Source organism: Kitasatospora sp. NPDC002522 (assembly GCF_053595195.1).
On the sequence record NZ_JBSFXE010000033.1, the window covers coordinates 72,868 to 86,058 of the forward strand.

Below are 13,191 nucleotides of genomic sequence, written 5' to 3' on the forward strand. Positions count from 1 at the left end.
TCCCGCTGACGGGGCGCCCCGGGGCGTCCGCCCGGTCCGACGCGGCCGGCTCCCCCGGGCCGGTCGGCGACGGTCCGGCTCGGCCGGATCAGTCGGTGACCGCGCGGGTGCCCTCGCGCTGTCTGGGCACGCTGTCCGCCTCCTTCAGTGCCGCCTCGCGCAGGTCGGCGAGCGACTCGTCGACCGTGTCGTACGCCTCGAAGATCCGCTCGATCCCGAAGAGTTGCAGGATCTTGCGGGTGTGGGTCTCGGGTCCCGGCAGGACCAGTCGCAGGCGGCCGCCCTTGGAGTAGAGCAGCCGCCGGGTGGCGACCAGGACCGCGAAGCCGGTGGAGTCGCAGAAGTCGACGCGGCTGATGTCGACCACCATCCGCAGGCAGCCGTCGGTGACCAGCCGCTGGAGCCGTTCGCGCAGTGCCACCACGCCGCTGATGTCGACTTCGCCGGCGACCTGGACCACCGTCCAGCCGTACCGCTCCCCGTAGCTCACGCTCAGTGCCACTCTGGTGCCTCTCTCCTGGGGTCGCTGGGGGTATGCGGCCCCTGCCCGATTACGGGGACCCGAATCCTGTTCCAGGTGACGATTTCGCGGTCAACGGGAGGAATTTCCGCGAAATGTCATGGTCGGCCTCCGGTTGACGGTCGAATTCCTTGCTCCGCCCGAGGATCTGCACAGGATTTACTCCGGTTGGCGGTACCAGGGTGGCGGGCGACCGCTCGTTCCGGACGCGTCCGGGCGGTGCCGGTGCCAGGCTGGAAGCGGAGTGCCTGGCGAAGGGAGAACGCCGTGATCACCACTGATTTCGTCCCCGGTTCGCCGTGCTGGCTGGACCTGGGCGCGCCCGACGTGACCGCTGCCGCGGACTTCTACGGAGCCGTCCTGGGCTGGCAGTTCGAGCCGATGGAAGGCAGTGACGGCGCGTTCGGCCTGGAGCGTTCGGACGGCAAGGCGGCCGCCGGGATCGGCCTGCTCACCGAGGAGGGGGCGCGTTCCGCCTGGATGGTCTACTTCCTGACGCCCGACGTGCACGAGACCGCCGCGACCGTCATGCGGGCCGGCGGCACCGTGCGGGTGGAGCCCCGGGACGTCGAGGGCTGGGCGTCGATGGCCCAGTTCACCGACCCGCAGGGCGGCCAGTTCGCGGTCTGGACGCCCGGGACCTCGTCCGGCCTGGAGGCCGTCGACGACCCCGGCGGGCTGTGCTGGACCGAGCTGTACACCACCGACTCGGCCGCCGCGCTGGCCTTCTACCGCGAGGTGTTCGGCTGGCAGAGCGAGGACATGCCGATGCCCGGCTCCGACGGCACCGGCGGCGTCTACACGATCGTCACCCCGGCCGGGCAGCCCAAGGAGCGGATGCACGGCGGCGTCCTGCAGGTCCCGCGCGACCAACTCGCCCTCTCCCGCGGTGTCCCCGCCTGGCACCCCGTCTTCACCGTCGCCGACTGCGACGCCGCCGTCGGCACCGTCCGCGCGCTCGGCGGCGAGGTCGCCATGGGCCCCGAGGACGCCCCCGACATCGGCCGGATGGCCGTCTGCGTGGACGGCAACGGCGCCGACTTCGTCCTGCTGACCCCGCCGCCGACCGTCTCCTGACGCCCAGGCAACTCCGCTGCACCGCGCTGACCAGGCAGGACGCCGCGAATTGCGCTTGCACGCCCGGCCTGCCCCGCCCTAGTGTTCGGCGCGATCTCTGCGCGTGAACGGCACCGCAGGCAGGAGTGCGGGAGGCCGCAGTGCAGCACGACGTCGTCCAGGAGCCCACCGTCAGACCCGCCCCGGCCTGGCCGGTGGCCGACCCGCGCGCGCTGGGTACCGTCGCCCAGTTGCTGATCGGTTTTCAGACCGCCGTCCAGGTCGCGATCGGCCTGGCCGGCGGCACCGACTCGCCGTACTTCGCCTTCACGATCCCGCTCACCTTCCCGCTCTTCGTCGCCACCGTGGCCGTCTTCCTGGTCTGGTTCCGGCGCTGCCGCCGCAACGCCGAGGTCCTCGCCCCCGGCGCGCACGCCCACACCCCCGGCTACGCGGTCGGCGGCTGGTTCATCCCGCTCGGCAACCTGTGGATCCCCCGCCGCGTCGCCCTCGACATCTGGCGCTCCGCGGGCCCGGCCGGCGGCACCTGGATCATCAACGCCTGGTGGGCCGTCTTCCTCGCGAAGATCGTGAGCGGCCTCGTCGTCCTCCACCTGCACCCCGACGCGGACGGCTCCTCCCCCGCCGAACTACTCACCGGCGTCGCCGCCGCGGCCCTCGCGATCCTGATGATCCGCCGCCTGACCGCCCGCCAGGCCGCCACGCTGCACCTCCCGACCACCGACAGCACCCCGACGGCAACGCCCACCCCCTGACCACCCGCCGCCGCCGTCTTCTCGCGCCCGGCCACCGACTCGCCCCCACCCCCCGCCATCCCCTCCCCCCGCCATCCCCTCCCTCTACTCCCCTGCGCCTCTCCCCGCACCGTCCTTCCCTCTCCTCCCCGCCGCTCTCCCATCCCCTCCCTCTACTCCCCTGCGCCTCTCCCCACCCCGCCCCTTCCCTCCCCTCCTCCGCCCCTGGTAGAGATGGGTCCCGTGATCATGAACTCGCCCTTCTCCGCCGCCTGGTGGGCCACTCTGCTGCGCCCCCTCCACCAGCCCGGGTACCGGGGGCCGTTGGTCCTGTCGCTGCTGCTGACCGCCATCGCACTCGCCCCGGAGGGCATCGCGCACGACGTCGCGGCCGTGGGCCTGATGGCGGCGGGCATGTTCCTCTGGGTGCCGTCCCTGCTGCTCTCGGACGTCGCGGTGCCCCTCGCCGTCGCGACCACGGCGGCCGTGGCGGCGCTGGTCGCCGTGCCCGCCGTGCAACGGGCCCTGCGGAGGCTGGGGCGGCCGGGCGACAGCGTGTTGCTGGGCTGCGCGTTCGCGGCCGCCGCGATCCTGCTCGGCTTCAGCATCCCCGGCCAGGACGTCGGCCTGCTCGGCGCGGGCGTCCTGACCCTGCTGGTGCTCCCGTTCGCCTGGCTGGCCCGGCAGATCCACCTCGCCCGGCGGGGGCGTGACACCGCGTCACACCGCGTCGGCACGGGCCGACTGCCCGGGCTGCTGCGTTGGACGGCCGCGCCGCTGCTGCTCGTCGGCACGGTGCTGCTGGTCCACCACGACGTTCCCCAGCAGGCCCGCTTCGCGCTCGCCCGCCCGGCCCTCACCTCCTACGCCGAGCAGATCCTCTCCGCCGAGACCACCGCCGGGAGCCCCGACCACGCCGCCGGCTATCTGGTCCAGGACGCCCAACTGGTCGACGGCGGCATGAAGTTCGCCATCACCGGCTCCGGCTTCTTCGCCCACCACGGCTACGCGTACTTCCCCTCCGGCGCTCCGGCCTCCGTCCACCGCAGCTGGTACGAGCACCTCGACGGCCCCTGGTACCGCTGGTCCGGCCCGGATCACCTCTGACCGCCCGCCTGCGCAGGCGATATGACTGATCGTCACATCTCGCACCTGTCGTTCGAATACGATCACGCCATGACTGTGGATGAGCGAATCGACCGGGCCGGATCCCTCTACGAGCGCGCCGTCTTCGCCGGCGACAGCGACGCGCTGGCGACCGCCCTCCGGGACCTCGACTCGGTGGAGGCCGATGTCGCGCTGGCGCGCGGCCGACTGGTCCACGCCCGCTTCATGGAGGAGCGGATCGAGGACCCCCACGAGCTCGAACTCTTCGAGCGTGCAGCACAGTTGTACGCGGAGCTCGGCGAGACGCGGGGCGAGGCGGAGTCGGCGTTCTGGATCGGCACCTTCCACCAGGTGGTGCGCGACGACAACGCGGCCGCACTGCCCTACTTCACCCGCGCGCTGGAACTGGCCACCGCGGCCGGCGACCGGCTGACCAGCTCCTACGCCCTACGGCACCTGGGGTTCACCGAGCACATGGCCGGCCGGCTCGACGCGGCCCGCGCGTACTTCGAGGAATCCTCCCGCCTGCGTACGGAGTTGGGCTTCCTGCCGGGCGTGGCGGCCAACCAGATCGGGCTGGCCCACATCGCCGCCCAGCAGGACCGACGGGACGACGCGGCCGCGCTGCTCAAGGAGGCGACGACGCTGGCCGAGTCGACCGGATCGCGCAACGTCCTGCGGTGGATCGCTGCCGCCCGTGAGGAACTCGACCTGCCGTAGGCGCCACCCCCGGACGGCGCAATCATCGCATGGTCCGCTCGTTGGGTTGACTGACAGAGCGACACCACCCCCAGGCGGTCGGCCCGCAGGCGCTGCACCGGTGGGCGTCCGGCGCCTGCGCGATGCCCGAAGCCGCGCCGGGGGTAAGCCAGTTGAACCTGTGGGAGTTCGCCGACCAGAACCTTCCGCAGGGCGGCGGCGAGTTGGCGTGGGCCTGCCTGCGGGCCGATCGCTGGGACGGGTCGGGCAGTGCGGCGGCGGTGCTGCCGCCGGGCGGCGGGCAGGCGGTGCGACTCGGCCGCGCGGACGGCCGGGCGTGCAGCCGCTACGAGCAGGACACCGTCGCGCAGTACCGCTGGCAGGCGGCGAACGGGAGCGAGTACCGCTGGTCGCGGCGAGCCGCCGGGTCACCCGGGTCACCGTCGCCACGCCGGGCCGGCGCGTCGACCAGGCCGTCCCCAAGGGAACCCTGGCGCTGGACTCCCCCGGCCCGGCCCCCGCCATGGTGGAGGCCTTCACCGCCTCCGGCACCCGGCTGCGCCCGCTGGGCGACTGACGGACCGTCAGGACCGGTCAGGCTTCGGGGTCCTCCCCGCGCAGGCTGCACCAGTCGATCAGCAGGAGGTCGAACTGCTCCATCAGGTCGGCGAGTTCGGGGAAGTCGGCGGCGCTCGCGGTGGTCGGCGCGAGCGCCAGGACGGTCACCAGGTTGCCCGGGACGGTGTGCAGGCCGTAGACGGTGACCGGACCGGCCTCGGCGGCGAAGGAGTCCGCCACCCGGCCCTGTCCGTCGCGGAGCGCGACGCCGGAGAACATCCGGGTGGGCGTCAAGAGTTGGTAGAGCCGGTCGACGGTCAGCGGGGCGTCGACCGGGCGGACGGGCCGGGTGCGCAGGTGCAGTTCGTCGAAGACCCGCAGCGCGCGGTCGCCCTGCCCGACGACCCTGGAGCGCTCGAACACCGCGCCGATCCGGTCGAGTTGGTCCTCCACCTCGGCTCTGAACCGGCGGGAGACGAGTTCGGTCTGGCGCCAGTCGTCCTCGTGGATCACCAGGTCGTCGCTGCGCAGCGTCGGGTCCTCCAGTGGCGGCAGTTCGGCGCAGATGCTGGGTAGGGTGCCGCCGATCAGCCGCGGGTCGATCCCCTCGATCCGGCGCAGCGTCAACTCCAGCCGCCCGGTCACCAGCCAGGCCGTCTGCCGGACCGGTTCCGCCGCCACCACCTCCCAGTGCGCTCCCCCGACCGCCAGCCGGGTGGCCGCTTCGAAGCTCTCCGGGAGCTGTTCGGCCGGCATCTCGCTTCGGGCGAAGGGCTGCCCGTCGGCGGCGTCGATGAAGGTCACCAGGATACGGATCTCGCCAGGACTGGGCATGGGCCGCATGCTAGGCGCGGCCGGGGTGTGTACTCAATCGATTATCCGCCCGGGCGAGTTGGGCACGCGACGCGCCGGGATCAGGCCGCGCCGGTGCCGCCCGTCGCATCAGGGCGGCTCACCCCGTTGCCTCGTTGACGGACCGAGATCCGCCACAGGCCACGGGGTGCGCACGACCGGGTCGGGGACGGGTCCGGGTCAGGAGAGGTCGAGCACCAGCTTGCCGGTGTTCTCGCCGCGGAAGAGCATCTGGAAGGTGTCCGGGAAGTCGTCGATGGCACCCTTGACCAGGTGTTCCTTGACCTTGAGGCGGCCGTCGGCGATCCAGCCGGCCAGGTCGCGGGCGGCCTCGCGGTAGCGCGGGGCGTAGTCGAAGACGACGAAGCCCTCCATCCGGGCGCGGCGGACCAGCAGGGCGAGGTAGTTGGCGGGGCCGTGCGGGGCGGTCTCGTTGTTGTACTGGCTGATCGCGCCGCAGATCACCACCCGGGCGCGCATCGCGAGGCGGCCGAGGGCGGCCTCCAGGATCGGCCCGCCGACGTTGTCGAAGTAGACGTCGATGCCGTCGGGAGCGTGGGTGCGCAGTGCCGCGCGGACGTCCTCGGTGTGGTAGTCGATGGCCGCGTCGAAGCCCAACTCCTCGGTGAGCATGGCGCACTTGTCCGGCCCGCCGGCGATGCCGACGACCCGGCAGCCCTTGATCCGGGCGATCTGGCCGACGATGGTGCCGACCGCGCCGGCCGCGCCGGAGACCACCACGGTCTCGCCCTCCTTGAGGGCGCCGACGTCCAGCAGGCCGAAGTAGGCGGTCATGCCGGGCATGCCGAGCGCGCCGAGGTAGGTGGAGAGCGGGGCGAGCGCGGGGTCGACCTTGTGGACGCCGCGGCCGTCGGAGAGCACGTACTCCTGGACGCCGAAGGTGCCGGTGACGAACTCGCCGACCTGGAAGTCGGGGTGGGCGGACTCGGTGATCTCCACCACCGAACCGGCGCGCATCACCTCGCCGAGGCCGACCGGCGGCAGGTAGGAGGGGCGGTCGTCCAGCCAGCCGCGCATCGCCGGGTCGAGCGAGACGTACCGGGTCCGTCCGGCGAACCAGCCCGCTTCGGGCGCGGCGGCCGGCTCGCTGACGTGCGCCCAGTCCTCGGGCCGGACTTCGCCGACCGGGCGGCGGGCGAGGCGGATCTGACGGTTCGTTCCCGGCATGGGTGGTCTCCTGCGGGGGTGCGAGGGTGCTGCCGCGAGACGCGGCAGTCGGCGGACGGACGGACGGACGGTCCGTCGCGCTCGGAGGGAGTGCCGGCGGCCCGCTGCTGCCGAGTCTAAGCAAGCGCTTAGTCATCTGGCTAGGGAGTGATCTCCCGACACCTGTTCCGGCACGCTCCCGCGACACCCGGTCCGGCGCGCTCCCCCGGCACCGCGATCGGTGTGCCGCGCCGCGATTCGCCACCATCAGTTTCTACACGTCTGTAGAGTGACCACGGCAACCCGGCCCGACCGGACCCGAAGGAGGACAGCAGTGCACCCCGCACCCCTGGAGACCGACACCGCCTGGTCCCCGCCGGACGAGGACGTCCGCCCCGCCTACCAGCCCGTCGAGGTCCGGATGGACGACCACGACACCTGGGCCCTCGGCCGCATCAACGGCTGGTGGCAGGACCCCGAGGGCCGGCCCTGGTGCCGCCTGCGCCTCATCGGCGCCGCCGCCCTCCCGCACTGGCGCCGCTACGACCCGGACGCCATCCTGCTGCTCCCCACGGCCGGGATCTGACGACCCGGAAGCTGCACCCGGGATCTCACGGCCCGGAGGCCGGCACCCGGCTGCGAAGCCGAACAGCCCGGTCCGACGCGAGGACTCGCGTACGGGCCGGGCTGTCGCCATCGGGGAACGGCCGGGACGGCTACCGCCTGGTGCCGCAGGACGGGCAGAAGGCCGAGTTGGCGGGGACCTCCGCGTGGCAGGTGGTGCAGTGCGGGGGCTCCGCGAGGCGGAAGCCGCAGGCGGGGCAGAACGGGGTGCCGTGCGTCTCGGCGTTGCACTGCGGGCAGACGAGTTGGCGCGGGGCGGTGACGTCGAAGGTCGGCGCCTGGGTCTGGCCGTAGCTGTAGGCGTTCTGCGTGACGGCGTCGTTGAGGCCGCGGTGCTGGGCGGCCATCGCCTCGGCGGCGGTGTCGGGGGCGCAGCCGAGGCAGAGGCCCTGGGCGGCGTTCCAGCAGCGGCCGCACACGTAGTGGGTGCACCGGGCGCAGCGGTTGAAGTGCTGCTGGGCGTTGCCGATGGCGCGCTGGAAGGCCTCGTCGCGGCCGCTGCCCCAGCTGGCGCCGGCCAGCCCGTCCGCGGCGTTGCTGATGCCGTTGGAGGCGCTGCCGCCGAGCAGGCCCCAGGCGGCGCTGACACCCTTGTTGATCCAGCTGGCGGCCTGCCCGGTGCGGAACGGCTCGAACGGGGAGCGCCAGGTGTCGTAGCAGCGGGCACAGGAGAACTCGAACTGGAAGCCGGCTCCGGTGCCGTGCTGCTCGCTCAGGTCACGGTAGTTGTTGTTGAAGTAGATCTCGCTGCTCATGTCCGCCGCCAACCCCCCACAGGATCCTCAGGTTTCGTCGCACAGGCTGTCACATCGCCCGTGGGGAGTCGGCGTCGGGGCCGCCGGACCGCATGACGCGAGTCGGTCAGCCCCCGAACAGCACCGCTCCCAGCACGGAGGGACGGAACAGCGCGGTCGGCGGTTCCACCAGGGACGACACGGTGTGGAACGCCTCGGTGACCTTGGGGTCGGTGGTGGCGCGGGCCAGCACCCGGTCGAGGAAGCGGTGCTGGGTGCGCACCATGCGGCCGGTCGGGCCGCCGGTGGTGGCCGGGAACCGGACGTCCTCGCTGGAGGACATCACCCACGGGTTCTTGGTGACGGCGGCGATCGCGTCCCGGGCGTCGCGGGCGGCGGCCGGACCGATGTGCTGGTGGCGGCGGACGATGTCGCGCAGCGCGCGGGCGCCGAGCGCGGCGACGCTCATGCCCTGGCCGTAGACCGGGTTGAAGGTGCAGGAGGCGTCGCCGACGGCCACCAGGCCGTCGGGGGCGGTCCGTTCGTGGTGGCGCCAGACGCCGGGGCCGGGCAGGAAGCCGCGCGGCGGCCCGGCGGGCCGGGCCTGGGTGACCACGTCGGCGATGCCGGGGTCCCGCAGGGCGGCCAGCTGCTGCTCGAACTCGCCCGCCTGGATGCTCGGTTCGTGGCCGCGCATGCCGCCCATGCTGACGATCCAGCGGTCGCCCTCGACGGGCAGCAGGACGCCGAGGCGCCCGTGCACGGGGGCCTGGGTCTGCACGTAGAAGGCGTCGAAGCCGAGGTTGTGACCGGGCGTGCGGTAGTAGATCCGGCTGGCGTACGCGACACCCGCGTCGACCCGCTCCTCCTGCAGCTCCTGCGCGCCGAGGTCCTCCAGCCAGCGGGAGATCCGGGTGCCGCGGCCGGCCGCGTCGACCACCAACTCGGCCGGGACGTGCTGCACTTCGGCGCCGACCCGGCCGCGCTCGCGGATCCGCACGCCGGTCACCGTGCGGGCGTCGCCGAGCAGGCCGACCACCTCGGTGCCCTCCAGGATCTCGATGCTCGGCTCGGTGCGGACCCGGTCCAGCACCACCTTGTCGATCACCGGCCGGGTGCAGCTCATGAACGCCAACTCGGCCTCGTACTCGGCGAGCCAGCCGGCCGCGCTGAGCCAGCGCAGCGCACCGGAGACCGGGACCCGGGTGGCGCCCGCCACGAACAGGTCGGCCCGGGCGCCGGGCATCAGCTCCTCCAGCGTGCGGTGCCCGGCCTCCAGCAGCAGGTGCCCGTGCCGGCCCTGCGGCACCCCGGCGCGGAAGTCCGCGCCCTCCGGGTACCGGTCCCGCTCGATCACCACCACGCGCTGCGCCACGCCGCGCAGCGCCCAGGCCGCCAGACAGCCGGCCAGCCCGCCGCCGATCACCACCGCCGTACCGCGGTCGCCGACCGCCCTCCCCGCAGAAGTCATGCCCCGTACAGTAAGGGAAGGGGCGCACACCGTCACCGACTCCCGGAAGATTGATCGAATACCGACCCCGAAACCTGCCCGACGCACCGTCAACTGCGGCATCACACCCGCCTCCCGCACCCGACGCAGCCGCCCCGGCGCAGCGGAGGCCCAGCGGTCGGAAGTTGAGTGGGCTTCAGCTGCTGTCCGGATCGTCGCCGGCCAGGCGGCGTCCGAGGTCGTCCGCCCATTCCTGGGCCCAGCGGCGGAGTTCCTGGATGGCGTCCTCGCTGAGGCCGTAGGCCTCGAACTCGTCGTCGTCGATCCACTCTGCGCCGGCGAGGCGGGAACGCAGCTCGGCAGGGTCGAGGCCGCCGCGGACCCGGCGTCCGTACCCTTCGAGGTCCGCTCGGGCGAAGTGCTGGGACGCGGCGTGGACGTCGATGAGGTCGCGGGCGTAGCCGCGGTCGGCGAGGGCGCGCATCTTGGTGCCCACGACATCCTCGACGGCCAGGACCATGCCGGGTTCGAGCAGTACTGGCGGGCGGTGGAGGACTTCCTTGAGGACGTCGACTTCGCACGCCTCGCCGGTGGCGGGGTCGGTGACGACAATGCGGGCGGACACCGGGACAACTTCGATCTGCTTCACGTGCCAGCCGCGACCGGCCAGCCCCGAGAAGAGGGTGGCGGTAATCTCCTGCATCGCGGCGGGGTGCTCTGTGGCGACGTCGAGGTCCTGGCTGAGGCGGTCGGCCAGGCCGTGGGCCTGGACGGCGTAGCCGCCGGTGAGGACCAGCGCGTAAGCGTGCCGATGTCGAGGACATCGGCCAGCAGCCGGGCGTGCAGCGGGGTGAGCCTCACGCCGCGGCGGTCCGAGCGGCGGCGAGCTCGGCGAAGTTGTCCTCCCACACGGCGCGAACCGCCGGGCCGACCAGGGTCCGCAGGGTCGGCCAGAGGTCGACCAGTGTCCTGGCGTCGAGGAAGCGGGCCAGGTCTTCGCGCATACCCTCATTCAGCACGAGCCTGTACAGGCCCATCCGCTGCCGGGGCAGGGACAGGTCGTAGGTCCGGAGCCCGGACCACGCCAGGTGCAGCGGCAGCTCGACCGCGCCGACGATCGGGCCGGCCAGCTCGTCCAACGACTGCGGCACCCGGTCGGCCAGCTGCGCGTATCGGCCGTCGACAGAGGCAAGAGGGGTCACACCACGATTATCCCCACAGCCGTCGCCCGGACGACACAGACCTACCGGCTGATGCTCCCGGATCTCCGGCAGGCCGAGGAACTGCTACCGCGGCTGGGCGGGTGGTCCCGAGAGATCATCGGCTGCTGTTCCCCCGCGCTGGCGAGGGTGGTTCGGACGTCGGCGCCGGGGGTTCGGGTGGGGCTGACACCGGTGCGGGGATGCCCGACCTGACCCACCGTCGGCTCTGCGACGCTACTGGTCGTAAATGACCTTGAAACCCGGGGAGCGACGACGTCCACCCGGAGCAGTTGCTCGGGCCGGCGTTCTCGCCGTTGGTCTCGCTCGCCGTCGCGGGACCGAAACGCGCGGACGGCGAGCTTATGGCCGTCGCCACGGGCGAGGGCGCCGAACAGGAGGGCGTCGGCGTCAGAGCGGTGTGCCGGCGATGCCGTTGACGAGGGTGCGGAAGGTCCAGGCGAGGCGGTCCTCGGGTCGGCCGGAGACCAGGTCGTCGGCGGCTTCGGCGATGTGCGGGTAGCGGGCGGGGTCGGCGTGGTGGAGGGCGCGGACCAGGGCGGTGTGTTCGGCGTCGGCGGTGGGGCCGGTGCGGCCGGCGTGTTCGGCGGCGGTCGCGGTGGCCACCTGGAGCAGCAGGTCCACGCCGCGGGCGGCCTGCGCCCGGGGGACGCCGCCCTCCTGAAGGAGCGCCAGCAGCGCCTCGACCAGGGCCAGGTAGTGCGGGCCGGTGGGACGGGCGAGCAGGGCGGAGTGGGCCAGCGCGGCGTGCCGGAACAGCACCTGGGTGTAGGAGGCCAGGACCGCGGCGAGGCGCTCCCGCCAGTCGCCTCCGGTCTCGGCGGCCGGTGCGAGGTCGACCGTGCCCAGGTGGTGCTCCAGGACGGCGGCGTGCAGCTCGGCGGTGTTGGACACGTACACGTACAGCGAGGCCGGGCCGGTGTCGAGGTCCTGCGCGAGCCGCCGCATGGTGACCCGCTGCAGGCCCTCGGTCTCCATCAGGCGGACCGCCGCGTCGACGATCCCCTGGTAGGTGAGGGCGGGCTTGGCGGGACGCTCACGCCGACTGCGCGGCCTCGGCTCGGTGCTCTCCATGCCGACCAACCTACCGACCCGGCACCACGACGTCCGCCGCCGACCAACCTACCGACCCGGCACCACGACGTCCGCCGCCGCCCGCCCTGCCTCCCGGTCAGCGGCCTCGCCCGGCGCGAACATCGCCAGCAGCGCCGGAACCGGGTCCGGTCCGAACATCAGCTCCAGGTTCTCGGCGGACTCCCGCGCGGAGTCCTCGGCCCGGACGAACATCGCCTCCTCGTACGCGGCGAGCGCCGCCTCGGGGTCGCCGGGGTGCGCGGCGAGCGCCAGGGCGAGTTCCGCGCCGTCCTGCATCGCCAGGTTGGCGCCCTCCCCGGCGAACGGGGACATCAGGTGCGCGGCGTCGCCGAGCAGCGTGACGCCCGGGGTGCGCGCCCAGCGGTGGCCGACCGGCAGCGCGTGGATCCGACGCAGCGTCAGCTCGCCGTCGGCGTCGGCGAGCAGCCCGCGCAGGCCCTCGCTCCAGCCGTCGAACGCGGCCAGCGCGGCGGTGCGGACGGCGGCGGCACCCAGTGCGGCGCCATCCGGAGCACCGGGCGCGTCCGGGACCGGGGCGCTCCCGGCGGGCCAGTCCTCGCCGGTCCGGAGGGCGCTGTAGACGTGGATGCTGCCGTCGGACTCCAGGTGCCCGAGGAAGCCGCGGCCGCCGCCGAGGGCGAAGAAGGCGCCGCCGCCGACCAGTTCGGCCGCGCGGGGGTGGCGTGCGGCGGCGGCGTGCAGGTCGGCCTCGACGAAGGAGATGCCGGTGTAGGCGGGGCGGGCGTCCGAGAGCAGCGGGCGGACCTTGGACCAGGCGCCGTCCGCGCCGATCAGCAGGTCGGTGGTGAGGGCGGCGCCGTCGGCGAACTCCACCCGGTGGCCACCGTCGGCGAGCGGGGTGACGGCGACCGCCTTCCTGCCCCAGTGGACGGTGCCCTCGGGCAGCGAGCCGAGCAGCAGGTCCCGCAGCTGCCCGCGGTCGACCTCGGGGCGGCCGCCGGTGCCGTCGTCCTCCTCCTCGAGGTGGACGGTGCCGTCCGGTCCGAGCAGCCGCATGGCCTGCCCGCCGGGGTGGATGAGCTTCTCGAACTCCTCGTACAGCCCGGCGGCGTGCAGCGCGAGCTGGCCGGAGTCGTGGTGGATGTCGAGCATGCCGCCCTGGGTGCGGGCGGTCGCGGACGGCTCCAGGTCGAAGACGGCGGCGGGGATGCCGTGGACGTGCAGCACCCGGGCGAGGGTGAGGCCGCCGAGGCCTCCGCCGAGGATCGCGAGGGGGTGGTGGGTGGTGGTCATGGCGGGTCCCTAAGAATGTGAGGCGGTCCGGGAGGACCGGGTATGGCTGATGGCGCGTTGCCCTCGAGGGCTCGGAAGGAATGGCCGCCCGGTCCTCCGG

At 73.4% G+C, this 13,191-nt stretch carries 14 protein-coding genes and 1 pseudogene; 6 read left to right on the forward strand and 9 right to left on the reverse strand.

All coding sequences use genetic code 11. From position 1 onward, the window contains the following. Nucleotides 1–88 precede the first annotated feature (88 nt). Nucleotides 89–502, reverse strand: a complete 414-nt coding sequence (locus ACWD4U_RS25630; protein WP_363461633.1) for an STAS domain-containing protein — start codon at nt 500–502, stop codon at nt 89–91. A gap of 285 nt (nt 503–787) precedes the next feature. Here ACWD4U_RS25630 and ACWD4U_RS25635 point away from each other — a divergent pair, with 285 nt between their 5' ends. The 5 genes from ACWD4U_RS25635 (at nt 788) to ACWD4U_RS25655 (ending at nt 4,714) form a co-directional block, all read left to right on the forward strand. Next, the gene (locus ACWD4U_RS25635) at nt 788–1,597 is read left to right on the forward strand and encodes a VOC family protein (RefSeq protein WP_363461631.1); all 810 of its coding nucleotides are present in this window, start codon (nt 788–790) and stop codon (nt 1,595–1,597) included. Nucleotides 1,598–1,737: 140 nt separating this feature from the next. Beyond that, nucleotides 1,738–2,352, forward strand: a complete 615-nt coding sequence (locus ACWD4U_RS25640) for a DUF4328 domain-containing protein (protein ID WP_363461629.1) — start codon at nt 1,738–1,740, stop codon at nt 2,350–2,352. Nucleotides 2,353–2,565: 213 nt separating this feature from the next. Beyond that, nucleotides 2,566–3,438 carry a hypothetical protein gene (locus ACWD4U_RS25645; protein ID WP_363461627.1) on the forward strand — a complete coding sequence of 291 codons (873 nt, stop codon included), beginning with the start codon at nt 2,566–2,568 and terminating at the stop codon, nt 3,436–3,438. Nucleotides 3,439–3,507: 69 nt separating this feature from the next. Next, nucleotides 3,508–4,158, forward strand: a complete 651-nt coding sequence (locus ACWD4U_RS25650) for a tetratricopeptide repeat protein (RefSeq protein ID WP_363461625.1) — start codon at nt 3,508–3,510, stop codon at nt 4,156–4,158. Between the two features lie 316 nt (nt 4,159–4,474). Further along, complete coding sequence (locus ACWD4U_RS25655) at nt 4,475–4,714, forward strand: hypothetical protein (RefSeq protein ID WP_363461623.1); 240 nt, start codon at nt 4,475–4,477, stop codon at nt 4,712–4,714. Nucleotides 4,715–4,731: 17 nt separating this feature from the next. On the opposite strand, the gene ACWD4U_RS25660 is transcribed toward ACWD4U_RS25655, so the two are convergent. Both ACWD4U_RS25660 and ACWD4U_RS25665 read right to left on the reverse strand, forming a co-directional pair. Then, nucleotides 4,732–5,529 (reverse strand): hypothetical protein, encoded by a 798-nt coding sequence (locus tag ACWD4U_RS25660; RefSeq protein ID WP_363461621.1) that lies wholly within the window; start codon nt 5,527–5,529, stop codon nt 4,732–4,734. A gap of 198 nt (nt 5,530–5,727) precedes the next feature. Next, nucleotides 5,728–6,735 (reverse strand): NADP-dependent oxidoreductase, encoded by a 1,008-nt coding sequence (locus ACWD4U_RS25665; RefSeq protein ID WP_363461619.1) that lies wholly within the window; start codon nt 6,733–6,735, stop codon nt 5,728–5,730. Nucleotides 6,736–7,048: 313 nt separating this feature from the next. Between ACWD4U_RS25665 and ACWD4U_RS25670 the strand changes: the two genes are divergently transcribed. Continuing rightward, nucleotides 7,049–7,300, forward strand: coding sequence for a hypothetical protein (locus tag ACWD4U_RS25670; RefSeq protein ID WP_363461617.1), 252 nt, complete (start codon nt 7,049–7,051; stop codon nt 7,298–7,300). A gap of 130 nt (nt 7,301–7,430) precedes the next feature. On the opposite strand, the gene ACWD4U_RS25675 is transcribed toward ACWD4U_RS25670, so the two are convergent. From ACWD4U_RS25675 to ACWD4U_RS25700, 6 genes and pseudogenes are all read right to left on the reverse strand, one after another. Beyond that, nucleotides 7,431–8,093: a double zinc ribbon domain-containing protein gene (locus tag ACWD4U_RS25675; RefSeq protein ID WP_363461615.1), complete on the reverse strand. Its 663-nt coding sequence runs from the start codon at nt 8,091–8,093 to the stop codon at nt 7,431–7,433. A 106-nt stretch (nt 8,094–8,199) separates the two neighbouring features. Continuing rightward, complete coding sequence (locus ACWD4U_RS25680) at nt 8,200–9,543, reverse strand: NAD(P)/FAD-dependent oxidoreductase (protein ID WP_363461613.1); 1,344 nt, start codon at nt 9,541–9,543, stop codon at nt 8,200–8,202. Between the two features lie 175 nt (nt 9,544–9,718). After that, nucleotides 9,719–10,383, reverse strand: a pseudogene (locus ACWD4U_RS25685) (nucleotidyl transferase AbiEii/AbiGii toxin family protein). Continuing rightward, the gene (locus ACWD4U_RS25690) at nt 10,380–10,724 is read right to left on the reverse strand and encodes a transcriptional regulator (protein WP_363461611.1); all 345 of its coding nucleotides are present in this window, start codon (nt 10,722–10,724) and stop codon (nt 10,380–10,382) included. Before ACWD4U_RS25690 ends, ACWD4U_RS25685 begins: the two are co-directional and overlap by 4 nt. Nucleotides 10,725–11,132: 408 nt before the next feature. Continuing rightward, complete coding sequence (locus tag ACWD4U_RS25695) at nt 11,133–11,816, reverse strand: TetR/AcrR family transcriptional regulator (protein WP_363461609.1); 684 nt, start codon at nt 11,814–11,816, stop codon at nt 11,133–11,135. 48 nt (nt 11,817–11,864) lie between these two features. Next, nucleotides 11,865–13,091 carry an FAD-dependent oxidoreductase gene (locus ACWD4U_RS25700; protein WP_363461607.1) on the reverse strand — a complete coding sequence of 409 codons (1,227 nt, stop codon included), beginning with the start codon at nt 13,089–13,091 and terminating at the stop codon, nt 11,865–11,867. Nucleotides 13,092–13,191: the final 100 nt, after the last annotated feature.

Coding starts and splice junctions, on each gene's coding strand:
- ACWD4U_RS25650 (WP_363461625.1), top strand. CDS start 3,508: ATGACTGTGGATGAGCGAATCGACCGGGCCGGATCCCTCTACGAGCGC.
- ACWD4U_RS25680 (WP_363461613.1), bottom strand. CDS start 9,543: ATGACTTCTGCGGGGAGGGCGGTCGGCGACCGCGGTACGGCGGTGGTG.
- ACWD4U_RS25665 (WP_363461619.1), bottom strand. CDS start 6,735: ATGCCGGGAACGAACCGTCAGATCCGCCTCGCCCGCCGCCCGGTCGGC.
- ACWD4U_RS25695 (WP_363461609.1), bottom strand. CDS start 11,816: ATGGAGAGCACCGAGCCGAGGCCGCGCAGTCGGCGTGAGCGTCCCGCC.
- ACWD4U_RS25700 (WP_363461607.1), bottom strand. CDS start 13,091: ATGACCACCACCCACCACCCCCTCGCGATCCTCGGCGGAGGCCTCGGC.
- ACWD4U_RS25645 (WP_363461627.1), top strand. CDS start 2,566: ATGGGTCCCGTGATCATGAACTCGCCCTTCTCCGCCGCCTGGTGGGCC.
- ACWD4U_RS25660 (WP_363461621.1), bottom strand. CDS start 5,529: ATGCCCAGTCCTGGCGAGATCCGTATCCTGGTGACCTTCATCGACGCC.
- ACWD4U_RS25675 (WP_363461615.1), bottom strand. CDS start 8,093: ATGAGCAGCGAGATCTACTTCAACAACAACTACCGTGACCTGAGCGAG.